The sequence below is a fragment of the Scopulibacillus darangshiensis genome (assembly GCF_004341035.1).
In the GTDB taxonomy this organism is placed as follows: domain Bacteria; phylum Bacillota; class Bacilli; order Bacillales; family Sporolactobacillaceae; genus Scopulibacillus; species Scopulibacillus darangshiensis.
Map to the genome: position 1 here is coordinate 162,565 of NZ_SLXK01000002.1, position 26,305 is coordinate 188,869.

Annotated in this window: 29 protein-coding genes; 1 reads left to right on the plus strand and 28 read right to left on the minus strand. The window is 42.7% G+C overall.

Annotation, left to right across the window (positions count from 1 at the left end; translation table 11 throughout):
* Positions 1-66: 66 nt before the first annotated feature.
* The 7 genes from EV207_RS02560 to EV207_RS02590 form a co-directional block, all read right to left on the minus strand.
* Complete coding sequence (locus EV207_RS02560; protein ID WP_132743324.1) at positions 67-786, minus strand: pseudouridine synthase; 720 nt, start codon at positions 784-786, stop codon at positions 67-69.
* Between the two features lie 112 nt (positions 787-898).
* Entirely contained in the window at positions 899-1,435 is a 537-nt protein-coding gene (locus EV207_RS02565; RefSeq protein ID WP_132743326.1) for a spore maturation protein, read from the minus strand.
* A 1-nt stretch (position 1,436) separates the two neighbouring features.
* Positions 1,437-2,030 carry a nucleoside recognition domain-containing protein gene (locus EV207_RS02570; RefSeq protein WP_132743328.1) on the minus strand — a complete coding sequence of 198 codons (594 nt, stop codon included), beginning with the start codon at positions 2,028-2,030 and terminating at the stop codon, positions 1,437-1,439.
* Complete coding sequence (locus EV207_RS02575; protein ID WP_132743329.1) at positions 2,023-3,177, minus strand: D-alanyl-D-alanine carboxypeptidase family protein; 1,155 nt, start codon at positions 3,175-3,177, stop codon at positions 2,023-2,025. Before EV207_RS02575 ends, EV207_RS02570 begins: the two co-directional genes overlap by 8 nt.
* Positions 3,178-3,245: 68 nt before the next feature.
* The gene (locus EV207_RS02580) at positions 3,246-3,602 is read right to left on the minus strand and encodes a hypothetical protein (RefSeq protein ID WP_132743330.1); all 357 of its coding nucleotides are present in this window, start codon (positions 3,600-3,602) and stop codon (positions 3,246-3,248) included.
* A gap of 35 nt (positions 3,603-3,637) precedes the next feature.
* Entirely contained in the window at positions 3,638-4,222 is a 585-nt protein-coding gene (gene scpB, locus EV207_RS02585; protein WP_132743331.1) for an SMC-Scp complex subunit ScpB, read from the minus strand.
* Positions 4,191-4,979: a segregation/condensation protein A gene (locus EV207_RS02590; protein WP_132743333.1), complete on the minus strand. Its 789-nt coding sequence runs from the start codon at positions 4,977-4,979 to the stop codon at positions 4,191-4,193. Before EV207_RS02590 ends, scpB begins: the two co-directional genes overlap by 32 nt.
* Before the next feature lie 96 nt (positions 4,980-5,075).
* Between EV207_RS02590 and EV207_RS02595 the strand changes: the two genes are divergently transcribed.
* Positions 5,076-5,558, plus strand: coding sequence for a DUF309 domain-containing protein (locus tag EV207_RS02595; RefSeq protein ID WP_132743334.1), 483 nt, complete (start codon positions 5,076-5,078; stop codon positions 5,556-5,558).
* Here EV207_RS02595 and EV207_RS02600 read toward each other — a convergent pair whose 3' ends face one another.
* The 21 genes from EV207_RS02600 to ribD form a co-directional block, all read right to left on the minus strand.
* Positions 5,559-5,918 carry a GNAT family N-acetyltransferase gene (locus EV207_RS02600; RefSeq protein WP_132743336.1) on the minus strand — a complete coding sequence of 120 codons (360 nt, stop codon included), beginning with the start codon at positions 5,916-5,918 and terminating at the stop codon, positions 5,559-5,561.
* Positions 5,919-6,069: 151 nt separating this feature from the next.
* Complete coding sequence (locus tag EV207_RS02605) at positions 6,070-6,315, minus strand: indolepyruvate ferredoxin oxidoreductase subunit alpha (protein WP_132743338.1); 246 nt, start codon at positions 6,313-6,315, stop codon at positions 6,070-6,072.
* A 39-nt stretch (positions 6,316-6,354) separates the two neighbouring features.
* Positions 6,355-7,224 carry a 2-oxoacid:ferredoxin oxidoreductase subunit beta gene (locus tag EV207_RS02610; RefSeq protein ID WP_132743340.1) on the minus strand — a complete coding sequence of 290 codons (870 nt, stop codon included), beginning with the start codon at positions 7,222-7,224 and terminating at the stop codon, positions 6,355-6,357.
* On the minus strand, positions 7,208-8,965 hold the full coding sequence (locus EV207_RS02615) for a 2-oxoacid:acceptor oxidoreductase subunit alpha (protein WP_132743342.1): 1,758 nt from the start codon (positions 8,963-8,965) through the stop codon (positions 7,208-7,210). Before EV207_RS02615 ends, EV207_RS02610 begins: the two co-directional genes overlap by 17 nt.
* 18 nt (positions 8,966-8,983) lie before the next feature.
* Entirely contained in the window at positions 8,984-9,778 is a 795-nt protein-coding gene (locus EV207_RS02620; RefSeq protein ID WP_132743344.1) for an IclR family transcriptional regulator, read from the minus strand.
* A gap of 5 nt (positions 9,779-9,783) precedes the next feature.
* A complete protein-coding gene (locus EV207_RS02625; protein ID WP_132743346.1) occupies positions 9,784-10,605 on the minus strand; it encodes an alpha/beta fold hydrolase in 822 nt (273 codons plus the stop codon).
* A gap of 20 nt (positions 10,606-10,625) precedes the next feature.
* A complete protein-coding gene (locus EV207_RS02630; RefSeq protein ID WP_132743348.1) occupies positions 10,626-11,411 on the minus strand; it encodes an SDR family NAD(P)-dependent oxidoreductase in 786 nt (261 codons plus the stop codon).
* A gap of 24 nt (positions 11,412-11,435) precedes the next feature.
* A complete protein-coding gene (locus tag EV207_RS02635; RefSeq protein ID WP_132743350.1) occupies positions 11,436-12,695 on the minus strand; it encodes an MFS transporter in 1,260 nt (419 codons plus the stop codon).
* Between the two features lie 26 nt (positions 12,696-12,721).
* Positions 12,722-13,231: an aromatic-ring-hydroxylating dioxygenase subunit beta gene (locus EV207_RS02640; RefSeq protein ID WP_132743352.1), complete on the minus strand. Its 510-nt coding sequence runs from the start codon at positions 13,229-13,231 to the stop codon at positions 12,722-12,724.
* Between the two features lie 21 nt (positions 13,232-13,252).
* On the minus strand, positions 13,253-14,557 hold the full coding sequence (locus EV207_RS02645) for an aromatic ring-hydroxylating oxygenase subunit alpha (RefSeq protein ID WP_132743354.1): 1,305 nt from the start codon (positions 14,555-14,557) through the stop codon (positions 13,253-13,255).
* 24 nt (positions 14,558-14,581) lie between these two features.
* On the minus strand, positions 14,582-15,862 hold the full coding sequence (locus tag EV207_RS02650) for an MFS transporter (RefSeq protein WP_132743356.1): 1,281 nt from the start codon (positions 15,860-15,862) through the stop codon (positions 14,582-14,584).
* A gap of 59 nt (positions 15,863-15,921) precedes the next feature.
* Positions 15,922-16,704, minus strand: a complete 783-nt coding sequence (nadX, locus tag EV207_RS02655; protein WP_132743358.1) for an aspartate dehydrogenase — start codon at positions 16,702-16,704, stop codon at positions 15,922-15,924.
* 14 nt (positions 16,705-16,718) lie between these two features.
* Complete coding sequence (locus tag EV207_RS02660) at positions 16,719-18,167, minus strand: aldehyde dehydrogenase family protein (protein ID WP_132743360.1); 1,449 nt, start codon at positions 18,165-18,167, stop codon at positions 16,719-16,721.
* Between the two features lie 7 nt (positions 18,168-18,174).
* Positions 18,175-19,869 carry a thiamine pyrophosphate-binding protein gene (locus EV207_RS02665; protein WP_132743362.1) on the minus strand — a complete coding sequence of 565 codons (1,695 nt, stop codon included), beginning with the start codon at positions 19,867-19,869 and terminating at the stop codon, positions 18,175-18,177.
* Positions 19,870-19,922: 53 nt separating this feature from the next.
* Positions 19,923-20,714, minus strand: coding sequence for an SDR family oxidoreductase (locus EV207_RS02670; protein ID WP_132743364.1), 792 nt, complete (start codon positions 20,712-20,714; stop codon positions 19,923-19,925).
* A complete protein-coding gene (locus tag EV207_RS02675) occupies positions 20,705-21,628 on the minus strand; it encodes a VOC family protein (RefSeq protein WP_132743366.1) in 924 nt (307 codons plus the stop codon). The genes EV207_RS02670 and EV207_RS02675 overlap by 10 nt, the downstream gene beginning before the upstream one ends.
* An 87-nt stretch (positions 21,629-21,715) precedes the next feature.
* The gene (locus EV207_RS02680; protein WP_132743368.1) at positions 21,716-22,240 is read right to left on the minus strand and encodes a cupin domain-containing protein; all 525 of its coding nucleotides are present in this window, start codon (positions 22,238-22,240) and stop codon (positions 21,716-21,718) included.
* A 462-nt stretch (positions 22,241-22,702) separates the two neighbouring features.
* A complete protein-coding gene (gene ribH, locus EV207_RS02685; RefSeq protein ID WP_132743370.1) occupies positions 22,703-23,170 on the minus strand; it encodes a 6,7-dimethyl-8-ribityllumazine synthase in 468 nt (155 codons plus the stop codon).
* A 19-nt stretch (positions 23,171-23,189) separates the two neighbouring features.
* Positions 23,190-24,416: a bifunctional 3,4-dihydroxy-2-butanone-4-phosphate synthase/GTP cyclohydrolase II gene (locus EV207_RS02690; protein ID WP_279389157.1), complete on the minus strand. Its 1,227-nt coding sequence runs from the start codon at positions 24,414-24,416 to the stop codon at positions 23,190-23,192.
* Between the two features lie 19 nt (positions 24,417-24,435).
* Positions 24,436-25,023, minus strand: coding sequence for a riboflavin synthase (gene ribE, locus EV207_RS02695; protein WP_132743372.1), 588 nt, complete (start codon positions 25,021-25,023; stop codon positions 24,436-24,438).
* The gene (gene ribD, locus EV207_RS02700) at positions 25,004-26,116 is read right to left on the minus strand and encodes a bifunctional diaminohydroxyphosphoribosylaminopyrimidine deaminase/5-amino-6-(5-phosphoribosylamino)uracil reductase RibD (protein WP_165886812.1); all 1,113 of its coding nucleotides are present in this window, start codon (positions 26,114-26,116) and stop codon (positions 25,004-25,006) included. Before ribD ends, ribE begins: the two co-directional genes overlap by 20 nt.
* Between the last annotated feature and the right edge of the window lie 189 nt (positions 26,117-26,305).

Genomic DNA, 26,305 nt, shown 5'->3' on the forward strand with positions numbered 1-26,305 from the left:
CAAACTTCGTGTCATATTCTAAGTGTAACGCGAAATCGCTATTTTCTTAAAATTGAATTATGACAGTTATGTGACAGCCGTTTTGTAAAGCTGTTTTACTTCATGTGGCTTTAGCTCCCTGATATCACCAGGGTTCATGCCTTTTAAGTTCAAAAATCCATATCTTTCCCTTTTTAATTTTACAACATCATACCCTAATGCCTTGAACATGCGCCGAACTTGTCTATTCCTTCCTTCATGGATCGTCAAATGAATGATTGATGTGTTCTTTTTGCGATCAGCTGACATGATCTTAACTTCGGCGGGTGATGTGACCCCATCTTCAAGGCGAACACCCTTTCTTAGAATATTCAGATGGCGTTTATCAGGGATCCCCTTAATTTTCGCGACATACTCTTTATCAATTTGGAATTTAGGATGCATTAATTTATTCGCGAGTTCTCCGTCATTTGTAAGAATGATCGCTCCAGATGTATCATAATCCAACCGGCCTACTGGAAAAACCCGCTGCTTCACCTCCGACAAAAAGTCTGTGACGACCTTCCTGTCTTTGTCATCCTTCACACTTGATATCACACCTGTCGGCTTATAGAGCAAGAAATAAACCGGCTCCTCGCGGTCAAGCGGCACGCCATCCACTTCAACCTTGTCCTTAGCCGACACTTTCGTTCCGAGTTCTGTGACTGTCTGTCCATTCACTTTGACCCGCTTGTCCAAAATCATTTGTTCGGCTTTCCGCCTGGATGTTAATCCTGATTGTGCTATTATCTTTTGTATTCTTTCCATGCGTTTCACCCCACACTTAATCATAACCTTGCCCCTAGCATTTCTCAAGTTACACTTTTATAGTCAGAAAAAGGGAATACCCTTGGGTACTCCCTTTTTTCGGCAGACGTATTCACATTGTACCAAACACTATAGCGACAATCACAATCGATGCAATAATGCCGACAAGGTCAGCAAGTAAGCCAACCTTAATTGCATCGCCAATTTTCTTTACACCGACCGCCCCGAAATAGACGGTTATCACGTAAAATGTCGTATCGGTTGCCCCTTGAAGTGTTGAGGCTAGCCGCCCAATATAGGAATCAGGACCATGTACGCGGATGAGGTCAGACATTAAACCCAATGCACCCGTACCGGAAATTGGGCGAATGATTGCAAGCGGGACAACCTCAGCGGGGATGCCGACAGCTTGAAGAAACGGCTTAATGGCGTTAATTAACATGTCCATCGCACCTGACGCCCGAAATACTCCGATAGCGACAAGCATACCTAAGAGAAAAGGTATGATGGAAATGGCGATGTTGAAGCCTTCCTTACCCCCTTCAACAAACGTCTCATAAGTCGGCACTCTCTTAATGGTCCCATGCACTAGGATCAGACCTATAATGATTGGTATCAGCCAAATTGAAAGGGCGGTGATAAAAGCCATACTACTTTTTCCCCTTTCGGACCCGCCTGTAATAAAAAAAGCGGTCGATAATTATAGCTGCTATGGTTGCGCATGTGGTTGCGATTAAGGTGGTACCGACAATTTCTGTTGGAGCTTGCGAACCATATTTCATCCTGATCGCAATAACAGTTGTCGGCACAAGAGTCAGACCTGTCGTATTAAGTGCCAATAGAGTGATCATCGAACGGCTCGCTTCAGGACGATCGCGATTTAATTTCTTCAGCTGCTCCATCGCCTTAATTCCCATTGGCGTCGCTGCGTTGCCGAGACCAAATAGGTTAGCGATTGTATTTGACAAAATGTATCCCATGGCCGGATGATCCTTGGGAACATCAGGAAACAGCCATGTCATAAGCGGTTTGAATAATTGAGACAGTTTCGCGAGCAGCCCTGACTTTTCCGCTATTTTCATAATCCCGAGCCAAAAGACGAGGATGCTGATCAGCCCGAAGCAAATGCCCACCCCGTCTTCAGCTGATTCAAATATAGCGGCATTCACTTCTGACATTCGCCCATTTACAGCAGCGACCACGATTCCAATGATCAGCATCGCCATCCAGATAAGATTAATCATCGGCATCAATCCTTATACTGCTCATAAAAATGTGACCGACGAAGGACCAAAAGCCTTTTTCTTTTTCCTTAGCTTTACTATAAAAAATGGGCAATTTGTATATTGTTTCATTATCTGATCGGACTGACAGCATGCCTATTGGCGCCGGCGGATGCTTCCACTCTTTTTTCTTAGGCGGCTCATAAAGGGTGAGTTTTGTGCTTAGATCTTCTTTTTCATTGTCTGACAACGGCAGTTTTAAATCATGGTGCACATAAAGATGATTTTTAAAATACTTTTTTACCTTGATACCAGAAAGTTTCCCCTTCTTAGCGATGGTCACCATATCGTATTTTTTGAAACCCCAGTTAAAGAGATTCATGTGGTCCTGCCAATCGTCACCATCATTCAACGTCACAACGATTAAGTCCATGTCATCCTTTGAAGCCGTTGATATTAATGTTCTTCCGGCCCTTTTTGTAAAGCCTGTTTTCCCTCCGGTTGAATAATCGTATCGAAAAAGAAGTTTGTTTTTATTTCGCCACACACGATCCCACTTTTCGGTAGGGTTCGGCGCCTTATGAACCTTCGTTTTAAAAATCTTTCGGAAAGCCGGATTTTTCATTGCATACTTTGTCACAAGAGCCATATCGTAAGCTGATGAATACGGATCCCCCTTAGCATCCAGACCATGTGGATTGGCGAAATGGGTATCAAGCATGCCAAGCTCCCTAGCCTTTTTGTTCATCATGTAAACAAACCCTTGGACACTTCCGCCTACAGCTTCAGCGATGCTGACCGCCGCATCATTTCCTGATCGCAGCATCAGGCCATATACAAGGTCCCTTAATTTGATTTTTTCGCCCTTTTTTAAATAAATGGATGATCCTTCCGTTCGCACGGCATTGGCACTCACTTTAACCGTGTCATCCATTTCGCCTGATTCCACGGCGAGAATAGCAGTCATAACTTTTGTGATGCTGGCAATCTTCACTTTTTTATGACTGTTTTTTTCGTAAAGCACGCGTCCAGATGACTGATCCATGAGAATGGCGGATTGCGCGGAGACCGACACTGTTGTAGCGGATGCCTGATTCACCGGCATTAGAGGGATAAGAAGGCTGAATCCTATTAGAAGTGTGATTACCCTTTTGCAATATGCTGTCATACCATCCCGTCCCTTAGTAGAATTAATACAAGTCTATGCTTGGACAGGATGAATATGAACAATCAATATCAAAAATTGAGGTTAAGGAAGAGGATAAACCAAAATAGGCATGAGAAAAGAATGATTGCTGACCAAATGTATTGAATGCTTCGGTTAATTTCGTCTATGCTATATAAAAAGATGACTGGTAAAACAACCCAAGGCATTGCAGTTATTACGAGGATTAAAAAATATAAAATACCGTAGCCCACTGTAGAATGGAACATGGCATAAAAGAAAAACATCGGTATCGCAGTAAAAACAGGCGTAAATAATATAAAAAGCAATGTGCGCAGCTTATAAAGCCGGATAAAATCAGGAAGCTTCTCCTTCATGCCGTTAAAGCCGTCCTTGCATTGATCCCAAAATGTTGCGAGTGTCATCATATTGGATTATGCCCCCCTCTAAAGTGATCTGTTAATTATAGTCCTTCAACTGTTTGCCTAAAGTTTTCATAAAATAAATCGGACGCTTCATCTGATTGATCTTCTTCTTCAGGAACCAAAGGCGGCAGTTCTTCAAGTGATTTCAGACCAAAATAAGTTAAAAACATGGTTGTTACACCATACAAGATCGCTCTCCCGGTCCCTTCAGCGCGGCCGGCTTCTTTTACAAGTTCTCTTGAAACTAACGTTTGGATCGCCTTTTCCGACTTGACACCGCGAATGTCCTCAATATCGGCGCGCGATATCGGCTGCTTATAGGCAATGATGGCCAATGTCTCAAGCGCTGCTTGGGATAATGATGACCGTCTTGGCGCCTCCACAAATTTTTCAAAGTAGTCAGCAAGAAATGGTTTTGTAGTGAGCTGGTACCCGCCGGCAATATCAATGATCATTAAGCCTTTCGCATCATTTTCCCAATCCTGCTTCATTTCTTCAACCAATGCACGGGCATCTGATCCATTTACTCCAATAACACTTTCTATCTGTTCAAGTAAAAGGCCATCTTCCCCAGATACATATAACAGCCCTTCAATAACTGCTTTCATTTCCGTCGATTTCAATAGGTTCGGCTCCCTTCGTTAGACAAATCGAAATATCAGTAAAATTCGTTTCTTGATTGCATGTGATTTGCTTTTTCTTCATGAGTTCTAACAGAGCCAAAAACGTCACAACAACATGGGACCGATCAGGATAAGGAAAGAGTGTATCGAACGAGACAAGATCCCGCTTAGCTTTAAGCACATCGACGATTTCAATCATTCGTTTGCCGATCGGCAGTGATTGCCTTTCGATTTTGGTGTTCATTGGTTTATTTATTTTCTTTTTCTTAAGTAAACGTTGAAGTGCGGAAATCATGTCTGAGACAGTAACCTCGCCTTCAGCAGGAAGGGCTTGTTCAGTTCTCTCGTAACAGGATAAATCGCTTGGAGACTTGGTATAAAGCCGGATTTGTTCCTGCTCAAGCTCCTTCAATTCTTGTGCAGCCTGCTTGTATTGTCTGTAGTCAATTAGCCTTCGCATCAGTTCATCCCTGGGGTCCTCTTCCAACGCCATATTTTGATCAAAAAGGTCTTCCTCCAAGGGTTCTTGTTTTGGCAAAAGCATTTTGCTTTTCATTTCTATTAATGTTGCAGCCATTACAAGGTATTCGCTTGCGACATCCAGTTCAAGCACTTGCATTTTATGGATAAAATCCAGGTATTGCTCCGTAATTTCGGCAACAGGTATATCATATAAATCAATTTCAAGCTGTTTAATTAAGTGTAACAACAAGTCCAATGGACCCTCAAAAGCATCGATTTTCACTTTATATTCCATGCATCATCATCCCGACCAATTTGCTGACGGTATTATAGCACAATCTTCCATGAACCGGCAATCACATGCTAAAATGAGTATAAGAAGGAGAAGGGAGTGTGCCGTGATATGTATCCTGAGGCTTATATCACTTATTTGGTGTTATTCCACGGCTGCCGAGACTATTTCGAATGCCATGAGGTTCTTGAAGATCACTGGAAAAAGGACGATAAAGAGAACCGGAAGCAGTACTGGGTCGGCTTAATTCAAGTTGCAGTAACAATGTACCATTACCGCAGGAAAAACGTTGTTGGTGCACATAAAATGATCAAAAAAGCTCAACGTCATTTGCGGCCATACCGTAAAGAACTTACGGCATTAGGACTTGATGACGATGAGCTATTCAAAACCTTAAATGAGGTGAAAAAAAATATTCAGGTCAATGCACCCTATCAAGACATCAATCTGCCCATTAATGAGCCATCATTAATAGAACGTTGTATCGGCAAGTGTTTGTCCGAAAACATCGCGTGGGGAAAACCCAGTGATATGACGAATATGACTCTCGTCAATAAGCACAAATTAAGAAAGAAAAGATGATCAGCCTTCATCTTCTTTAAGGCATTTTTCATAAAAGGCCTCAGTCAAATCTGTCGGTACAATGGTATATTTTTCACCTAAAAGGCGCTGCAAAGCGGACACCATTTTCCTGCCTACTCCTAGCCCGCGATGGGATGGGTTGACACTGACATGGCGAAGATAGGCCCGATCATCTTCAACACTGACACCGATGATGCCGATGATGTCTTCTTCTTCCTTCCACAGAAAAAGCTGCCAATGGTCTTCTTCTTCATAGTTTTTGATTGTTTCCTGCAACTTCTTTAATTCTTTCTCCGAGGGAACAAAAGATAATAGTCCCATAGCTATCTTTTCATAGCTTTTCTTATAGCGAATTAACATAACTTAACCCCTTATTAATGTCACGGATTGAATAGACCCGCTTGTCACTATGATTATGCAATGATACCTATGTGATCTATTATACCCAAATTTTGACGAAATGTGCATTATAAATATTTAAAAAGGGGAAAAGCCGCATGCTTTTATAGTATTATTTTTTTCTCTCACCTGAAAAATTCAGCGTTTTTTTAATATAGTCCTTTTCTCCATCTGGAATATCTTCTTCCTGAAAAATAGCCTCAACAGGACAAACCGCCTCACAAGCACCGCAATCGATGCAAATATCAGGATCGATATAGTACATGTTATCACCTTCCTGAATACAATCCACTGGACAAGTTTCAACGCATTCAGCAGCCTTTTCTTCTATACAGGGTGATGCAATGACAAATGCCATATCCGTTCTCTCCTTCGCACTTGATTTATCCGAAAGTTTTTACATAAACTCTGCAACGAGATTATCAAATGTTTCACGGCCCAAATTTAGCCGGCTATACGCAAGCGGTTCCTTGCTGTAACCATTCAGAAGCTCCTGATAAGAATACTTTTCTTTGTCTTGATAAATAATGCCCATCACAAGGTCATTATGCTTCATTAATGTTTCCATTGCCATGATCCTATTTGAAGGATGATACCCATCTATTTCGCTTAACTTTATTAAATTTTCCTTAAACCAATCATAAGTATTTATTTTGTTATATGTTACACAAGGGCTAAAGACATTGATGAGCGAAAACCCTTTATGCTGTATACCTTGTTCTATCAAGGATGTTAAGTCCTTTACCTCACTTGAGAATCCCTGGGCTACAAAAGTGGCGCCGGCTGTTAGTGCCATTTGCATAACAGATAATGATGACTCAATTGATCCTGCCGGTGTACTCTTGGTTTGAAAGCCTTCAGCACTTCTTGGTGATGTTTGTCCTTTGGTAAGCCCATAGATTTGATTGTCCATAACAATATATGTGATATCAATATTTCTGCGGATGGCGTGAATGGTGTGACCCAATCCAATTGCAAAACCATCACCGTCACCACCTGCCGCAATCACCGTCATATCGCGGTTTCCCATTTTAACACCTTGGGCAATTGGCAGCGCCCGCCCATGAATACCATGGAGGCCATAGGCATTAATATAGCCGGAAATTCTGCCGGAGCAGCCGATGCCGCTTATGATTGTCAACGTTTCAGGCGTTAGACTCAAATTTGCTGCCGCACGCTGTATGGAAGCCTGAACGGAAAAGTCACCGCATCCCGGGCACCAGTTTGGTTTGACATTATTTCGAAAGTCCTTAAACGTGGCTGACATGGTATACAACTCCTTTGCATTGGTTATAGACCTCCAGAGGCTTAAATGGGTTGCCATCGTATTTAAGGATGCTTGACATTTTATCCCTGCCTCCGACATTTAGTTTGACGAGGCTTTCGAGTTGTCCCGTGGCATTATGCTCGACCACAACAACTTGCCTCGCCTTTTCGATGAGCGGAGACATTTCTTCAGCCGGGAAGGGATGCAGAAGGCGAATGTGTGCATGGTTGACACTCACACCGTCATTTGCAAGCTTTGTCATAGCTTCTTCAATAGCACCACGTGTCGAACCTGTTCCTATTAATAGCAGATCAGGATTTTCATGTTTCGTATTTGTGTGAACAGGGTTATCAAACTTTAAACTATTAAGCTTTCTAAGCCTTTTATCCATTTGTATTTTTCGATTGCTTGCCGCTTCCGACGGCTTACCTGCCTCATTATGCTCCACACCAGTCACATGATGAAGGCCATTTCTCGTGCCTGGAATTGTTCTCGGAGAAACACCATCTATTGTATCTTCATAGCGTTTAAAACTTCCCTTTTTTTCAAGCTCGGGCAATGAATCATCTATTATTAATTTTCCTCTGCGTATATCGATTTTATCGTAATTAAATGGATCAACACTTTGTTTGCCTAAGGAAAGCTGCAGATCAGACAAGACAATTACAGGGCATTGATACTCATCCGCAATGTTAAACGCCTCAACCATATCATAGAAAGCCTCTTCAACCGTGCTGGGAGCAAGAACTACTTTTGGTATGTCACCGTGGGTTCCGTAAATCATCGCCATGATATCGGATTGTTCTTGTTTGGTTGGCAATCCGGTACTTGGACCGCCGCGTTGCGTATCGACAATGACCAAAGGGGTTTCTGTCATGCCTGACAAACCAATGGATTCGGTCATTAACGAAAGACCTGGGCCGGCGGAAGCGGTAAAGGCCCTGACACCGCTGTAATTAGCACCGATCGCCATGGTTGCTGCTGCCATTTCATCTTCCGTTTGGATGACTGTACCGCCGAACTTTGGAAGCTTTTCAATTAAATATTCCATAATTTCGCTTGCCGGCGTGATGGGATAGGCACTCATCAAACGGACACCGGCTGCAATAGCACCCAAAGCTATCGCATCGTTGCCGATCATGTACATTCGCTGCCGGCCATCTCCCGGTGCCAATGCAAGTTCTTCAATCCGGCCGCCCGCTTCACGATTAAAATAGTCTGCTCCTTGTTCAATTGCTCGAATATTGCTCTCTACAATTTTTTCACCTTTGCGGCCAAACAATTCCTCAACAATTGGATGGAAATATTCAAGCGGGATGCCCATTGCAGCACTTGATGCGCCAACAGCCACCATGTTTTTCATGAGCGATGTACCAAGGTCAGCTGCAATTTTCGTAAAAGGGACAGCATACAATTTTGCTTTAGATTCATTTGGATTGGCAGGCTTAAATTTTGCATCAGCGATGATAATGCCATCTTGACGCAAATCATCAAAGTTAACATCTATTGTTTCCTGGTCAAAGGCAATAAGAATATCTATTTCGTCTGAAATCGAACGGACTTTTTCAGTGCTAACCCGAATGTTATTATTGGTATGACCGCCTTTTATACGTGACGAAAAATGGCGGTAGCCATATAAGTGATAGCCTAACCTGTATAAAGCTTTGGCAAAAATTTCACCGGTGCTTTCGATCCCTTCTCCTTGTTGGCCGCCAACTTTCCATGCAAGGCGCTTGACCATATTTTACCACTCCCTTATCTATTCTTGTACGGATAGACGATTGTTGGTAATAGATGTGATTTTATCGGCTATCTCACATACTTTCGGAACAACAACTTCATTTAGAAATTCGTCTTTTAATGATGCGTCAGGGGCTGCCACATTAACAGATGCGATCACTGATCCCTTGCTGTTAAAGATTGGCGCAGCAACTGAGTTTATGCCACTTTCAAAGTCACCGTTACTTAGTGAATAACCTTGGTTTCTTATTTCATTTAGCTCTTTTTTCAGTTTTAAAATCATTGCCACCGGATCTTTGTCAGTGTCACTTATATATTCTGGTGAAAGAATCTTTTCAACAACCTCTTTAGGCTGATAAGCAAGAATGATCTTACCTAAAGTCGTTGAATACGCCGGCAGCCTAGTCCCAACGGTAATATTGACTGTCGTTGTCGTTTTTCCCGGCAATCTTTCAATGTAGATCACTTCAAAATTATCTAATACACCAAGATGAACAGATGCCCCTGTTTCATCTCGAAGCTCCTCCAAATATCGCTGGGCAACTTCTGGGAGCTGCAATGAATTTAAATAAGCAAAACCTAGTTCCATAACTCGTGGGGTTAGTTCGTACCTTTTTGTAGAATCATCTTGACGAAGGTATCCCATAGCTTGCAAAGTATATAAAATCCGATACGGTGTTGTTCTGCCCACCCCTAAGTGGTTTGAAATTTCTACTAAGGACAAGGACCGACGTTCGGCGTTAAACATTTTGAGTATTTCCAGGCCCCTAACTAAAGAATTTGAAAGATACCGTTCTTTTTGATCGTTTACCATGTCAATCATTTCCTTTCTAGAATTCTCTTGGATTGTTCAATTTTACACAAAAAATTGATGACATGGTAATTAAAAATATTTGGATCTTCTAAATAACAGAGGTGCCCGGCATTTGGAATAGTAACAAATTCTGATTTTTGGATATGTGAATGGATAATTTTAGATTCACTAACAGGAGTGACGTCATCTAATTCACCACACATGATTAAGGTCGGAATATTAACCATAGGATATAAGCTCATTTGATTCGCATTGTACAATGAATATGCAACAGAACAATAACCTGCGGGCCGGGCTTCGGACATGATACTTTCTGCCAATTTTCTAACTTCATCACTTGCATGTGGAGATAATAATTTTTTTACCCGTTCTTTTGCTAACTTGTTAGGCGGCAGATTTTTAATAGAATCCAAACGAACCTTTAATTTTTTTTCATTTTCTTCATGATCACATGCTGCCGCTCCCCTCGTAGCATCCGCAAGTATGAGAGCTTTAATAAAATCCGGATAAAAATCATAGAATTCTAATGCTGTCGCCGCTCCCATCGAATGACCCAACAGGTAGATATCATGCAGATTTAATTTGTCCAAGAAGGCTCTAAGCACCTTAGCAAAATCCGTAAATTCGGTAAGCGGCTTTTGAGGATCTGAGCTTTTGCCATAACCCGGTGCATCCCAAGCGACGACTGTAAAGTAATGACATAGTGTTTCAATTTGTTTTCGCCATGATCGGGAATTATTGCCCATACCGTGAAGCAATACTAACGGCGGGCCATCACCCTCTATTTCATAATGGATGGTGAGATCATTCACTTTTTGGTAAGGCATAGATAGCCACTCCTTTGGTTTTATGACAACCCTCTTACACCAAGGCCGCCATCACTAGATATAATCTCCCCTGTAATGGCCTTAGACTGGTCCGATGCGAGCAAAACATATGAGGCAACGTGATCTTCAGGTTCCATAAACATTTTCAGCGGATTTCTGTTGCTGATACTTATTTTCCTATCATCTGCCGTTGGAGCGGTATAATACGGTCTGAGACTTGGTGCGACGCCAAGCTCTGTCATAGTTCCACCTAAAGCAACACCGTTGACCCTTATGTCAGGTGCCAATTCAAATGCCATTTGTCTCATGAGTCCAAGTTCAGCGTGTTTACTCGCGGTATAGAGTACGCCGCCGCCATCGGGATAAAAGCTTGCCCCCGAAACAGTAAAGACAATCGTTCCGTTATTTTTTATAAGCTCTGGCAACGCCGCTTTAACGCCAAGAAGATACCCTTTAACATTGATGTCAAGAATCTCATTGTATGCCGCCTCGATAACTTCGGGTGAAAGATCGGCGAATTTTTTAAAGCCATCAAATATGCCAGCATTAAGAACTAATGTGTCTAACTTGCCAAACGTTTCGACAGCCAAAGAAACAGCTGCTCTATTATCTTTAAAGTTTCTTGCATCGCCGCGAATGGAAATAACCTTTTTTCCGTATTCGCTATCTAATAATTGAAGCTTTTCCTTTGATATATCGAGGACGCAAACATTTGCTCCCTCATGCACAAAACGATGGACTATTGCTTTACCGACACCGGATGCCCCTCCTGTTATAACTGCTGTTTTACCTTCTAACCAACCCACGAATATCACCATTTCTTTTAAATTTTAAATTGTTTTTACTTCATTGGAATGAACCTTGTCCTTTTTTACCCTTCCGATGAGAAAGATCATACGTAAACCGCAAACCATTGCAACGAGCTGAGCACCAATAAGAAGCGCAAAACCATAGGCAAAATTAACCGAAATAAGCATACCCATAATAACTGGGATAAACGCGGAAACTAGGTTCCCAGTCCCATTAATCACACCATAGGTGCTGCCGACACTTCTTTCATTGGCTAATGATTGAACGGTCGTAGGAAGCACAGGGCCTTGTATCCCCCAAAATCCATTAGCGATGATGATTGAGATAGCGGAAATGACTGGATTCCCTGTGGTTATAGCAATAATAATAAAAACAGAACACCCAATCCCTCCGATCACCCACATCATAGATTTCTTCTCAATGCGATCAATAATATACCCGCTTAATAGTTTTGAGAGTAGACTTACGATAAATGGCAGTGAAGCGAGTACCCCCATTTGTTTTATCGAAAACCCGCGGGCATCTAAGAGATATGAAGGCAGCCATGCCGCTGTTCCCCAAAGGTAGCTAAGGTTAACAATTTCCCAGATTAAGAGCCACAACAACCCCGGTGTTTTAATAGCCTTTTTGAATACACTCCTGGTTTCTTTGAACCAATTGCCCTTTGTTTCGGCCATGGAAGGCAACACCTTATGGGACCTAATAAAAAGTAAAATCAACGGGGCGCCGATTAACAAGTTAAGTAACCCCAATGTATAAAATGACCATTGCCAGCTAAATTGATAGACAAGGTATGAAATAAAGGGAGATCCGACAGCCAATCCGGCGGAAACACCCAAGGCCCATACAGCGTTCGGTTTGCCGCGTTTATTTTCAGGGAAAACGCCGCTTATATACATTGTGTTTAAGGAAAACAATGGTCCTTCACTTAACCCAAGAATAATTCGGGTTGCCAGCAGCAAGAAAAAAATGCTGAAAAAAGGAGCGATAAAAGTAAAAATGCCCCATATAATTAAACTAATCAATAGTCCTTTTTTCGCGCCTAGGAATCTCTCATATAAGGGAGTCAGGAAGAAGGCTGATATACCGTACGCAATTAAAAATGAAGTCATTAAATAGCCTTGTGCGACCCGGTCGCCCTCTATGCCCAAATACTGTAAAAAGGAGTGATCGGTTATAAGGATGGAAACATTAACTCTATCAATATAGGCAATGGTTAGCACAATAAAAAGGGAAAGCACACCCATCCAATTGAAGAACACCGATTTTGACGTCACCATTAACTCCCCCTATAAAAAACGAATTTTTATACAAAAATGGCCAGGTTCCTCGTGTTTAACGTCGTTTGATCAACCAAGAAAAAGCGTTTTGATAACTTCCAATCACCATCGAGATATTTAAATTCGTCCCGACGCTCACCGGAAATCAAGTCATGTTCAATGTCCGTAGACCGGCTGCGGTAAATGAGCAAATAACTGTTAACAACTGCCCTTTGATGGTCTTCAAATTCAGCAACGCGAACATTGCTTACAAAACGGCGTGTTCGGGAGGGCGGCATTTCCGCCCACGCATATTCAGTTTTTAGCCGCTCAACCCGCATTTTCAACGTGTTAATATCATCTTGAAAAGCAAACATGTCAGTCGCATAATCAGGCCGTTCCATGCCTTCTTTATTCACGCGGACGGGCATTTCATACCGTAAATCCGGATGCATCAAGTTAAACCAGCGATCGAATTCAATCTCATCAAGACATTTTGCTTCATGATATAACCATTCTTCGAAAATATGTTTTGCCAACAAACGTTCCATGCTCATAGAATTTACCTCCTCTGCACTTTAGGCTTTCATTAAATCCAGCCAATAACGGTAATAGCTTCTGGAATTTGCCTCGGTAAATTTGTCATCATAGACAATACCCGGGCCCAGGAAGTCTTTGACTGGCACGCGATGTTTGCCCATTGTATAGTTATAAGTGTAATTTTTGGCAAAAGGGACATGGCCGCTGGCAGCTCCCGTTATATCAGTAAATACCTCAGTATCGTCTTGTTCAAAAATACCTGAAGGGCTGAATGTGAGAATATAGGATTCACGCGAACGGTGTTTCCAATCTTCTGAAGCATTTTTTTCAACAAGAAACCATGTGATCACTTCCATCTTGTCAACTGCAATCGGTCGCCATAAGCGAACTGTTGTATTAGAAATGAGCTTTCCTTTCACTTCCGTATGGGACACTAAGAACGATAAATTTGGGAATATCGTGCCGATCATATTTTTTAAATCGGCCATCATGTCAAATTGTTGCGGTGATAGATGTGCTTTATATTCCGGAATCAGTTCCTCTGGAAAAGCAAAATCCGGGTTAGGCATCCCGATGTTACAACCATGTCCATTTTCCGTGTGGACTTGATAGCCCTTTTTTGAATAAGTTGCATTCGGCACCATGCCAAGCTTTGCAATGGAACCGTGGGTCACCATCGTATGATAGGAGTCGCTTACAAAATTATCGGCGCCTATTTTCCATTGAGAATTAATAATGAACTTTTGCGGCGGTCCGACAACTTCCATGTCTGTGCGGCCAACCGCAATATCCAAATACCATTTAAAATCGCCAAGAAACTCTGAAAAGTCTTGGGGGGTGTCATTAAATGTTCCGAAAATAAGACCTTTATATGTTTCAATGGTGACTTGATGCAGCCCCATTGCCTCAAAATCAAGCTTACCGCCGTAAATATCCTTTTGCATTGGCACCCCAATCAATTCACCGCTGTTTTTAAATGTAAAGCCGTGATAAGGACAAGTAAATCGCGCTTTGTTCCCTTTATCCGCTCGGCACAGCTTCATGCCTCGATGGGTGCACATATTGTAAAATGCCCTGATAACCCCATCCTGGTTCCTTGAAACAATCACTGAATAGCCGGCTAAATCCCTTGTCACAAAATCCCCATTGTTCGGAATTTCTGATTCGTGACCTAGGAATAACCATGTTTTCAAAAAGACTTTCTCATGTTCCAAATCATAGACTGCAGGGTCACTCATAATATAGGCGGGAATAATGCCTTCTTCCGGTTCAACCGTGTTTTCTAAGTAACGTACAATTTCCCCTCGCGTCATGTCATCCAAACGAACATCCGTTTTGATCATTTTCAGGTCCTCCCCGCTTTTTATTCAGGCATTGGCATTAATATCTTGTTTTTGATTCAACGGCTTTTTTCTTTCGCCGGGAACTAGAGTAAATAAGGCAATCGCCCCAAGAGCCGCATTAATAATTAGGAAAGCAATGGCGGTAGTAAAATTCCCCCCGGAAACATCTACTAAGTACCCCATAAAGGCTGTTGTAAATCCGCCGACGATATTGGTAAATCCCATCAAGCCAGCAGCTTTGCCTGCTGTTTCTTTTGATGAGTAGTCAACAAGCAGCAATTGTGAAATTTCCAGCACTCCCCCTACTGCCGCTAGCCCGACTCCCATCATGGCCGCTGCAAGATATGACACTTCCGTTGATACAGCAGTAAATAAGGCCCCGGCACCTATGACAAAGATCACGGCACCGATAAGGGATGGTTTTCTTGTCTTATCAGCAATATAGCCGACCAATAAAACGGTAACTAAAGCTAGTATCCATGCAGTAGATGTCCATGAGCTCATCAGTGCAGTCGAAAAATGCCGCGCCTTTTCTAAATAAGTAGGCAGCCAAAAACTAATCCCATAAAACAACACACTATCAACGAGCATGACAAACCAAATCATCCAATATTTGTAGTTCTTCAACAAATCCTTAAAACTTGTATTATTGGCATGCTGACTCCCCTGGCCATCTTGAATATATTGGAGCTCAACTTTATTTACGGCGTAATGTTGTTTCGGCTGATCACGCGTCAAAAATATAAACAATGGCAGATTAATTAGAAAGGAGAACACCGCTAGGAGAAAGAAAGATGCTTCCCATCCGCCTAAACCAATGGTAAATATAATAATAGGAATGCCAATGGCCGGTCCTAAATAATCACCAATAATCCAAGTTGACTGCGCCCTGCCAAATTCCTTAGGCGGAAACCAATTAGAGATAAATTTATTGCAAACCGGAAAGAGGACAGCCTCACCAATACCAAGAATCATGCGGGAAATCATGAATAATCCATATGATGAACTCAATCCTCCCAGGATCATCGTCAATCCCCAAATGACTGTACCGATAATTGCCGTCTTACGCGGTCCGATCCGGTCAACGATAAATCCCCACGCAATGTTTGCCAGCCCATAAAGGACTAAGAATCCCGTCATCAGAAACCCTATTTTCGCGGTATCGCCTAATAGATCCATATCTTTCAAAAAATCCTCATTTGTGATAATGACTGATATCCCTAATTTATCCATTTGGCCAAAAACCCAGAAAAAAAAGATTGGCGGAGCAATATAAAGCCACCTTGCCCGTGAACGTTTCATCATTGTCCTCCTTTAATTAAGCGTTGGTTATGGCGTCCGCTCACTCTGGTTGCATACCTGTTTTATCCTATTTCTAGTGCTTCATGACGGCATTTTAATGTTGATAATATACTTAACCCCGCTAAATAACTTGTTTTTGGGTTATTCGGCATCGGATTGTTTTCAATATTTAGATTAAATTTCCCAAAAGGACCTGTCGCTTCAATACAATGAATGTTCTTTGTAACATTGCTGTCGGCAATGATCCTTACTTTCGTTTTTTCAGCCCCGAGCCCTGCTAAGGATAAAATAATGGAAACATTAATGTTTTTAGGAAATTGGCGGATGGCTTCAAAAGCTGGCCCATCAAATAAGGTCAGTTCATTATCAACAGCTTTATCCGTAAGCGAAGCAGCGGGTTTTCGAGTTGTTATCGTTACCGATTCTAATTGCCCGGTTAATTGAGTGGCTTTTAGGACATCCAAACCGCCAATGGCGCCTGACGGCAAATGAATTTTATTGCCTTTAAGTTCAGAAAGCTGCTTTAATTGCTTGAATAATCCATTATCAGCCAATGCCCCAACACTAATGATTAATAAATCCTTCCCATGTTCGATGACAGTGCGTGCGTATAGCCTGACAGCTTGGATCGTTGCCGCTTCAATCACTAAATCGATATCTGATTGGAGAAAGTCACCAAAATCATCGCAAAAATGAGAACCGTATCTTTCGGAAAGCTCTTTGAAACTTTGCTTTTTTCGCATATAAACTGTTTCTATTCTAGAGTCAGGCAGAAATCCGTCACAATTTAATGATTGCAATAGAAACTTCCCTATATTTCCGCATCCAATTAAGCCTATTTTCATTTATTTTCCCCCATTTAGTTAGCGAAGCCATAAGAGTCAGTGAATAATTCTAAACTGCCCCACTGTGTTTCCTTGCTGAATCCACTTTCTTTAATGCCTGGAAAATCTAATCTAAGATCCTTGAAGATAGTATGGTTGTTATGGAATACCGCACCCGCCTCAAGGTAATCAGCGATCTCCGCTGCTTTCCTCTCATCAGATGTCCAAACAGAGGCTCTTAGGCCATATTGTGTATCATTAGCCATCTCGATAGCTTGGCTTAGTTCAGTATAAGGAATAACAGGTATCACAGGCCCAAATTGTTCAGCATGCACCAACTCACTGTCGTGACTAATATTAGTCACAATAGAAGGGTTCATAAAGTATCCTTCTTCCCAAGAATCAGAATTTAATTTCTGACCTAGTTCAGCCACCTGAGCACCGGATTGTTTTGTGCGTTCAACCAAACCTTTGACATAGTCAAATTGTCCTTTGTTATTTAACGGGCCCATCGTTGTATCAGGATGAATGCCATTTCCGACAACAACCCGTTCAAACCCTGATTTAAGCTTATCCACAAATTCAACATAACGCGATTCGTGAACATATATCCGTTTGATTGCTGAACAGACTTGGCCAGAAGCTCGCAAAACGCCGCCGCGGATTCGCTCGATATCCGTTCGATCCAATGCCGCATCTGGCAGGATTAGCGCGGGATCGTTGCCCCCGAGTTCCATATATAACTTTTTTACGGTGCTTGCGGCTTGTCTCATGATTGTCTTGCCTGTATCCGTGCTCCCTGTGAAGCATATCGCTTTGACACGGGGGTCGCTGCACAGCACTTCACCGATCATTGCACCGGATCCAGTTACGATGTTAATGACTCCGGGCGGAAATGAGGAGGCAACAGCTTTTAAGAAAGTAAGCACAGTCAACGGACAATTCGTTGCCGGCTTTATGACGACTGTATTTCCAGCTAGCACAGCGGGAATAACACGCTTAAAAGTTAATATCAATGGTGAATTCCATGGAGAAATGACAGCTGTGACACCACGGGCCCGCCTGCGGATCTGCACACTCTGTAAAGCCCCGCTTAGATCAACTGGCTTCCACCATTCAATTAATGTATCTGCCATTTGGTTCATGACTTGAATACAGCGTAAAAGGTCTTTTTTCGATTCCACAAGTGTTTTTCCATTTTCCCTTACGAGCAAGGAAACATTTTCCTCAACAAGCGGACTTAATTTTTCAGATGCTTGCCTCATTCGATCGGCCCGTTCTTCCACTGAAGTTCTTGACCAAGATTTAAAGACATCGGATGCTGCCTTAATGGCATCATCGACATCCTGCGTAGAACATAATGCCACTTCACCAACAACTTCTTCTATTTTTGCCGGATTAATAACCTTTTTTGTTTTACTGACTTTTTTCCAATCACCATTAATCAGAATCCGACCAGATACTTCGGGAAATACTCCAATCATGCTTATCTCACCTTCCTAATTTCTTCGGCTGAAATGCTTTGGCCGCTCCGGGGGGACCTCCAAATGGTTTGGCCATCGGACCGACCGCCTCCATATCTACAACGATCATAGAAGGTCCTTTATAAGAAATCGCCGTCTCTAATTGAGATACAAACGCTTCAGGTGAACCCACTCTTTCTGCAGTAAAGCCCATTGATTTAGCCAACATAACAAAGTCAGGACTGAGTAAATCTACAGCCACCCGCCGTCCATAGGCAGCATCTTGAATATTTCTCAAAACCCCGTAACCCGCATCATCGAATAGAATGATGATTAAAGGGAGCTGTTCCTGCACTGCAGTTGCCATTTCCCCGACGTTAACCATAAATCCGCCGTCACCCGCCATTAAAACAACTTTTCTATCTTTCTGGCCTATCTGGGCGCCAATAGCCGTCGGTAATCCTTGACCGATGCCGCCTCCGGATGCATGAATGGAAGTACGAGGTTGATAGATATCGAAAAGCCGGCTTCCCCACACGTTTGCCGGAACAGTTACATCGCGGACAAGAATTGTATCTTGAGGCAACAACCGCCGCATCCCGTCAACAAATGCTTCATATGGGCCAAGTGTTTCCCTTAAAGCAGCACGCACTTGATTCCTGACTGACCCAACTTCATTAATGTAGTTTTGGTCAGGAGTAATCGATTGTATTGAAAGGGCTTCCATTAATTGTTTTAATATCGACTTGGCATCCCCTACCAAACCATGTGTCACATCATAATTCCGATTTATGGCTTGACAATCTATATCGATGGAAATATGGTCTTTTGGTACACTTACTTCCCAGCCAGCGGTTTCATTGCTGCGAAAACGGACTCCTACACTAATTAATAAATCAGCTTTTTCCAGTAATTCTCTTACTGGTTGATGAGCGGCAAAGTGACCGATGCAAAGCGGGTGATCTTCGGGGATGGATCCTTTCCCTGATTGACTTGTGATCACTGCGGCACCGATCAATTCGGCAAGTGCTTGCACTTCATTGGATGAACCGGATGAAATAACGCCTCCGCCTGCCCAAATCACCGGACGGCGAGCCGCAGTCACTTTAGTTACGATTCCCTTGTTTATATTCAAAGGTATCTCTTTACCTTTGATCGCGTAATCGCCACTTTCGATCATAACCTCCGGAATAATCGCTGATTGATAATCAATTGGAATTTCTACGGTAACTGGCCCCACTGGAGCCGTTGATGCTTCACTTACAGCATGGCGGATTAAAGGAACAACTTGTTCAGGCTGCCGGAGCCGAAAAGCTTCTTTGCATGCCCCTTTCATCATGGAAAGCTGATCTTTGCACTCATGAATATAGCCCCTGCCTGTCCCTAAATATGGCGAAGCGACTTCACCTGTTATATGAAGTACCGGGACCCCAGCGCTCCATGCTTCCACTAATGAACCTGCAGCATTTCCCGCTCCGGTTCCTGTACTGGTTATAACAACACCAAGTTTGCCTGTCGCCCTGGCATAACCATCTGCCATATTAACAGCGCCGCTTTCCCCCCTTGCCGTGATAAGTTGAATACTTCCTTCACGCAAAATAGCGTCATAAATAGGCATATTATGAATGCTTACAATGCCAAAAGCTTGTGTAACACCTGCACGGATAAGTTCCTTAACAAGTGCATCTGATGTTGTAAATTCTGTCTGAACAAGGGTATTCATTGACATCCAACCTTTATTTATAAAAGAGTTATGTTAATGTGTGTGATCGAATTTTATAAAGCTTTCCCAATTCCTCCGGCTACCTCAATGGTGGACCCCGACACATAACTAGATTTTTCCGATGATAAGAAAACAATCACGCTCGCAACCTCTTCAGGTTCCCCGACTCTGCCTAACGGGATTTTCCTCTTCTTGGCTAATTCAGAGTAGTATACTTCAGGTTCAACCCCTTGAGCACCCCTCTTTCTTCTTCGCTCCCATTGGTCTGTCCGAATCAGCCCCAAACTAACAGAATTAACTAAAATGTTATCCGGAGCTAGTTCATGTGCCAATGTTTTGCTTAAATTTAATAGTCCTGCTCTTGTAGCTGCGGTAGCAACCATATGCGGCTCCGGTTCCTTGGCTAGGGTCGCATTAATATTTATCACCCTGCCTCCGCCTCTTTTGAGCATGTAAGGATAAACAGCACGAACGGCGTAAATAACCGAAAAGTATTTCAATCTGATTTGCTCATCCCACTGGTCATTCGTGATATCAAAAAAGTGGCCCATAATGCTTTTTCCTGCGGCGTTAACAAGAATGTCAATACCCCCGAGATTTTCCGCGGTGCGATTCACAAAATGATTCACTTGATCTTCGCAAGTCACATCACAAGTGTCAGCATAAATCTTGTCAGATGAATTTTGATTCAGAAGGTGTTGATAAGCAACCGCCATTCTTTCTGGGTTGCGTCCGCAAACGGACACTTTTGCTCCTTCTTCCAAAAACATCTCCGCCGTTTTTAAACCAACACCGGAAGTCCCTCCCATGACAACAACGACTTTATCTTCTAATCCTAATAGCACTTGTTTGACCTCTCTTCATACGCCCATCCCGCATCAGACTCACCTGCCATTGCCGCCCTGGCTTCTTTTGAAGGGGGGCCGGCAATACCCCATTTGTCCATTAAATGAGGGACCCGCTTCCAAACTAAAGTTTCCCACTCAGATTCTTCATTGATCGTTATGAGATAACACGTATACTCAATAACAAATCCAGCCGGATCTTTAAAATAACAGAATATATTATTTCCGGGACCATGACGGCCAGGTCCCCACATGGGTTCAAAGCCGGCCTTCTTAACATTGCGGATCCCGCGCATGACCTCATCAACGCCATCAACCTCATAGGCAATATGATTGACTGATGCATGTTCGCCTTGATTAAACGATATTGAATGATGGTTTTTGTTGCACCGCAGGAAGGCCATTTGATGCTCACTCCAATCGGAGACTTTAAAGCCTAACACCTTTGTGTAAAAATCTACTATTCTATCAATATCGATTGTATTTAAAACGACATGGTTCAATTTCATTGGATCGACACTTTTCTTTTTCCAATCCGTTGTATGGATATCTACCCAGGCCGAAAGTTCAATGCATCGGCCTTCTGGATCCAAAAATCTTAATCCGTAGCCGCCTCCGGCTTCATTCAAATAGCTTGGTGAAGTAATAATCGGAACATGTTGTGCTTCCAGCTTTTCGGCAGCCTCATCGACGGCATTTTTGTCAACCATTCCGAACGCAATGTGATGTAAGCCCTTTCTTTTGCTTTTATGCAAACTTAAAATGTGGTTTTCCGGACCCGCCCCGCGAAAATAAACGGCATCATCATTTTCATTTACCTTATCCAAACCCCAAACGTTTTCATAATATCGGCTTTGTTCTGTTAATGATGGCGTGATCAAACTTATATGTCTTAAATGAGTGATACCAAGCATTTTTTGTCACCTCTAATTTTTGACATTCCGTGACAACACGAATGGTTTGATTGGAACCGAAGGCAGCAAGCCTTCGGTCTTCCATCTTTACTTTTGAGCTGCTTTTGCTTTTGCGCGTTCAAGACGAAGGTCTTCTAAAGCACTTCCTTCTGGATAGGTCGGTAACTGGGGCTTTTGCGCCCCAAGCATAACAAGCATTAAAGCATCAACGTCCCCATCATTTCTTACACCGCGATATACGCCTGGTGGTGACCATATGCAGTCTCTTGTATCTAATGGAATTTCATATTTTTCACCTTCATCTTCAATAATGGCAGTAATTTGTCCCTGAATGACAAAGAACACTTCCTCTACATCATGGTGAAGATGAGATGGACCCTCTGAACCTGCCGGTAATAGCATTGTACTTAATGTAAAATGATCAGCCTTTATAACACTTTGGTCATTATGCTGCCCGGTTCCGCCTCCGCCAACATATCGAATTTGCGCACGGCGATATTTCGGGTCAATAGACTCTTGAAATGACAGAACATCCCAATCCGTTTTTCTATCTTTTAACCTCGCAACATATTTCTTTTCAAATTCTTCCTTTGAAAGTTTTTGTTGTGACATACTAAATTCTCCTCCCATTTCACTCATTTGTTTTATATACAAAACAATGTTTTGTATATGTTAAACACATGTTATCATCGTTCATTTAGGATTGTCAATTATAAATTTTCAAAAAATAATTTTCATGCTTGAATCAATTTCATAATTGCTTTTAATGTAGAAATACAGAGTTACAGAATTTTGGTTTTTCCTTTTTTAAAAGCTCTTACTGAAATTTGTTGTTGCTTCGTTATTATACAAGCGGAAATACGCTCGCTTTCCGCGGGCGACCCGCGAGCCTCCTCAAGCTCGTTCCTCGCTTTGCGGGGTCTCGCCTGGCTCGCTGTTCCCGCAGGAGTCTCGCATATTTCCGCTGTTCTTGATCTTTTATGAAATTCCTTCGCTTACTAAAAAAAAGCCGGCCTTCTTTAAAAATTTAAAGAAGCCCGGCTTTTTTTTCTTTTGTATTGTAACCTGAATTTTTTATTCAAATTGCTTTCCTAAGTTTGCCATCTCAATTGCTGTTACTCCAGCATCCCAGCCTTTATTCCCGGCTTTTGTTCCCGCACGCTCAACGGCTTGTTCGATTGTATTAGTCGTTAACACGCCGAATATGACAGGAATACCTGTTGTTATGCTGACATCCGTGACACCTTTCGCGGCGCTTGCGCAAACATAATCAAAATGGGGTGTTGCCCCGCGGATCACCGCCCCTAATGTTATGATCGCATCATACTGCGCTGTATCTGCGCATTTTTTTGCGGCAAATGGGATTTCAAATGCCCCCGGTACCCAAACGATGTCAATATTGCTTTCCTCTGCGCCATGACGTCTTAAGGCATCCTTAGCACCTGCAAGCAGTTTTTCGGTAATAAAATCATTAAATCTGGCAACAACAATCGCTACTTTCAAAGATTCGGCTGACAAATGTCCTTCAAATGTTTTTCCCATGGGAATACCTCCGATAATTTTAATATTGGAAAAGATGACCAAGTTTTTCGTGCTTCGTTTGTAAATACTTAATGTTATCTTTGTTCGCTTGCATCTCTATTGGAACCCGCTCGATGACCTCTAAACCATAACCCTCTAATCCTGCTATTTTCCGCGGGTTATTTGTCAGCAGACGGATTTTAGAAATGCCTAAATCTTTTAAGATCTGCGCTCCTATGCCGTAATCTCTTAAGTCTGGTGCAAAGCCTAACTTTTGGTTTGCTTCCACCGTGTCATATCCTTGTTCTTGAAGCTTGTAGGCACGGAGTTTATTCATAAGGCCTATTCCTCTGCCTTCTTGTCTCAGATAAACGAGAACCCCGCGGCCTTCTTTTTCAATCTGAGACAATGCTGCATGGAGCTGAGGGCCGCAATCACAGCGCTGCGATCCAAAAACATCGCCGGTCAAACACTCAGAGTGCATCCTGACTAATGTCGGCTCGCCTTCAATAATGTCACCCTTTATAATCGCTAGATGTTCTTTGTCGTCCAGAACATTAGAAAAGCAGGTAACCTTAAATGTCCCGTAATCCGTGGGCAATTCGACAGAGACTTCCCGGGTAATTAATTTGTCTTCTCTTCTTCGATATTGAATAAGGTCCTTTATGGTTATCATTTTTAAGTTAAACTTTTTTGCGATTTGTATTAAATCCGGCACACGGGCCATATTGCCATCTTCCTTGATGATTTCACAAATGACACCCGCATGTACATTAGTGCCTGATAGTCTTGCTAAATCAACCGCAGCCTCTGTATGGCCAGCCCGGCGCAATACTCCGCCCGGCTTTGCAATTAACGGGAAAATATGTCCCGGCCGCATAAAATCTTTGGGCTTTGCCTCAGGCTGGATCATCGCCAGAACAGTATTGGAGCGCTCACCAGCTGATATGCCGGTGGTTGTTGAATAATGATCAACGCTTACCGTAAAGGCCGTGCCATTTGAGTCTGTATTATGATCAACCATAGGATCAAAACCAAGTTTTTCCGCCAGGCTTTCATCTATTGGTGCACAAACCAAACCGCGGCCTTCGGTGATCATAAAATTTATGATTTCTGGTGTCGCTTTCTCAGCCAAAGCGATAAAATCACCCTCATTTTCCCTGTCTTCATCATCACATACAATGACAACGCGGCCTTCCTTTAAGTCCATAATGGCATCCTCAATTGGATCGAAAATGGTATCTTGATGTCTCTTATTATGAATCATTGATGGATCCGCTCCTCTCTTAGTTGGTGACGAACTTTTCAAGGTATTTTCCAACCATGTCCGTTTCAATGTTTACGATATCTCCAGGTATTTTTTCTCCCAGAATAGTATGTGTTAACGTATGTGGAATTAAAGAAAGGGTAAAAGTATGTTCCCTTAGTCCAAAGATAGTTAAGCTTGTCCCGTCTACTGTAACTGATCCTTTATAAATCATATAGCGGCTTAATTCTTCAGTCACTTCTATCTCGTAATAAACGGCGTTATCTTTTGGCTCCTTCTTAATAATCGTTCCGATGCCATCGACGTGTCCTGATACAAAATGGCCGCCAAAGCGTCCATCAGCGGCCATCGCCCGCTCCAAATTAACCTTGGCACCCGCCCCGCATTGTCGAAGTGATGTGGCTTTCACCGTTTCCGGCATCAAGTCCACTGTAAAATGAGACGATGCCATTTCTTTAATTGTCAAACAAACACCGTTCACAGCGATGCTGTCACCAAGCTTTGCGTCCTCAAGAATATAGGGGGCATTTATTGTCATCACAATGGCATCACCTGATGATTCTATTGATGTGACGGTCCCGACTTCTTCAATGATTCCCGTGAACATCTTCATCACTCCTTGCATGGGCTATTATTTTAATATCTTTTCCTATTTCAGCTACTTTATCGATGTCAAGAGCGAGGGCATCCGCAAGGCTGTTCATGCCAAGCCCGCCGAAGGCGCTTAACGCCTTTTCTCCTCCTATTATTAAAGGGGCGATGTAAGCGACGATTTGTTGAATGTTCTTTGACCTGAGAAAACTGTCCTGTATTGTTGGTCCGCCTTCGACAAGCAAGGTGACGATGCCATACTCGCCAAGTAACTTAAGAACATCGGAAATGTCAATACGATGACTGTCTAAATAGAGCACCTTGACACCTAGCGCATCAAATCTCTTCGCTTTTTCTGAGCCTCTTTGTTCCCCGGTTGTGACAATCCATGTCTCTGCTGCTTTATCATTGATAAGCTTCGCTTCATTTGGGGTTCTTAAATGGTGGTCTAAAACCACCCTGATAGGATGTTTCCCTGGTGTCTCAAGCCGTGTTGTCAGTGCTGGATCATCGGCAACAACGGTTCCCGCACCAATGAGAATCGCATCATGTGAATGCCTGAGACGGTGGCTGTCGTGCCGTGACGCTTCACTTGTGATCCACTTGCTCTCACCCGTGTTTGTGGCCATTTTACCGTCTAGGCTGACAGCCATTTTCATGGTGACAAAAGGTGTTTTCGTTTTTATGAAATGGAAAAAGGCTCGATTATAATGGTCAGATTCCTCCTGAAGCACCCCGACTTTAACTTCAAGTCCAGCATCTTCCAATTTTTTGATTCCTTGTCCTGAAACAAAAGGATTTGGATCTGTTGTCGCAATAACTACGCGGGCAAGCTTTTTTTGAATAATAAGTTCAGCACAAGGCGGTGTTTTGCCATAGTGGCTGCACGGTTCTAATGTCACATAGATCGTCGCACCTTCCGCCTCAGATCCCGCCATATTTAATGCATGAACTTCGGCGTGCGCATCACCGGCTTTAAGATGGGCGCCCATTCCAACGATCCGGCCATTTTTCACAACAACCGCGCCTACAGCGGGGTTCGGACTTGTTTGTCCCAGGGTCCCCTTGACCAAATCTAATGCTAGTGACATGTATTTTTTATCAGACAACTTAATGGCCACCTCCATTTATAAAAATTGGGCATAAAGAAAACTTGGCTTATCGCCAAGTATTTATGGCGAAAGCTTTAGTTGCACTTATACTTTATTCCGCTTTTTCGCATTAGCGAACTTAAACATTCTTAAAGTATAAAAAACCCCCGAAGACTTGCGCTTCGGGGGTTTTAAAAATAACCATAA

What these genes read in the sequence shown, in the direction of transcription:
- EV207_RS02560 (WP_132743324.1), bottom strand. Translation starts at nt 786, where the DNA reads ATGGAAAGAATACAAAAGATAATAGCACAATCAGGATTAACATCCAGG.
- EV207_RS02565 (WP_132743326.1), bottom strand. Translation starts at nt 1,435, where the DNA reads ATGGCTTTTATCACCGCCCTTTCAATTTGGCTGATACCAATCATTATA.
- EV207_RS02570 (WP_132743328.1), bottom strand. Translation starts at nt 2,030, where the DNA reads ATGATTAATCTTATCTGGATGGCGATGCTGATCATTGGAATCGTGGTC.
- EV207_RS02575 (WP_132743329.1), bottom strand. Translation starts at nt 3,177, where the DNA reads ATGACAGCATATTGCAAAAGGGTAATCACACTTCTAATAGGATTCAGC.
- EV207_RS02580 (WP_132743330.1), bottom strand. Translation starts at nt 3,602, where the DNA reads ATGATGACACTCGCAACATTTTGGGATCAATGCAAGGACGGCTTTAAC.
- EV207_RS02590 (WP_132743333.1), bottom strand. Translation starts at nt 4,979, where the DNA reads ATGGAATATAAAGTGAAAATCGATGCTTTTGAGGGTCCATTGGACTTG.
- EV207_RS02600 (WP_132743336.1), bottom strand. Translation starts at nt 5,918, where the DNA reads ATGTTAATTCGCTATAAGAAAAGCTATGAAAAGATAGCTATGGGACTA.
- EV207_RS02605 (WP_132743338.1), bottom strand. Translation starts at nt 6,315, where the DNA reads ATGGCATTTGTCATTGCATCACCCTGTATAGAAGAAAAGGCTGCTGAA.
- EV207_RS02610 (WP_132743340.1), bottom strand. Translation starts at nt 7,224, where the DNA reads ATGTCAGCCACGTTTAAGGACTTTCGAAATAATGTCAAACCAAACTGG.
- EV207_RS02615 (WP_132743342.1), bottom strand. Translation starts at nt 8,965, where the DNA reads ATGGTCAAGCGCCTTGCATGGAAAGTTGGCGGCCAACAAGGAGAAGGG.
- EV207_RS02620 (WP_132743344.1), bottom strand. Translation starts at nt 9,778, where the DNA reads ATGGTAAACGATCAAAAAGAACGGTATCTTTCAAATTCTTTAGTTAGG.
- EV207_RS02625 (WP_132743346.1), bottom strand. Translation starts at nt 10,605, where the DNA reads ATGCCTTACCAAAAAGTGAATGATCTCACCATCCATTATGAAATAGAG.
- EV207_RS02635 (WP_132743350.1), bottom strand. Translation starts at nt 12,695, where the DNA reads ATGGTGACGTCAAAATCGGTGTTCTTCAATTGGATGGGTGTGCTTTCC.
- EV207_RS02640 (WP_132743352.1), bottom strand. Translation starts at nt 13,231, where the DNA reads ATGAGCATGGAACGTTTGTTGGCAAAACATATTTTCGAAGAATGGTTA.
- EV207_RS02645 (WP_132743354.1), bottom strand. Translation starts at nt 14,557, where the DNA reads ATGATCAAAACGGATGTTCGTTTGGATGACATGACGCGAGGGGAAATT.
- EV207_RS02650 (WP_132743356.1), bottom strand. Translation starts at nt 15,862, where the DNA reads ATGATGAAACGTTCACGGGCAAGGTGGCTTTATATTGCTCCGCCAATC.
- nadX (WP_132743358.1), bottom strand. Translation starts at nt 16,704, where the DNA reads ATGAAAATAGGCTTAATTGGATGCGGAAATATAGGGAAGTTTCTATTG.
- EV207_RS02660 (WP_132743360.1), bottom strand. Translation starts at nt 18,167, where the DNA reads ATGATTGGAGTATTTCCCGAAGTATCTGGTCGGATTCTGATTAATGGT.
- EV207_RS02665 (WP_132743362.1), bottom strand. Translation starts at nt 19,869, where the DNA reads ATGAATACCCTTGTTCAGACAGAATTTACAACATCAGATGCACTTGTT.
- EV207_RS02675 (WP_132743366.1), bottom strand. Translation starts at nt 21,628, where the DNA reads ATGCTTGGTATCACTCATTTAAGACATATAAGTTTGATCACGCCATCA.
- EV207_RS02680 (WP_132743368.1), bottom strand. Translation starts at nt 22,240, where the DNA reads ATGTCACAACAAAAACTTTCAAAGGAAGAATTTGAAAAGAAATATGTT.
- ribH (WP_132743370.1), bottom strand. Translation starts at nt 23,170, where the DNA reads ATGGGAAAAACATTTGAAGGACATTTGTCAGCCGAATCTTTGAAAGTA.
- EV207_RS02690 (WP_279389157.1), bottom strand. Translation starts at nt 24,416, where the DNA reads ATGATTCATAATAAGAGACATCAAGATACCATTTTCGATCCAATTGAG.
- ribE (WP_132743372.1), bottom strand. Translation starts at nt 25,023, where the DNA reads ATGTTCACGGGAATCATTGAAGAAGTCGGGACCGTCACATCAATAGAA.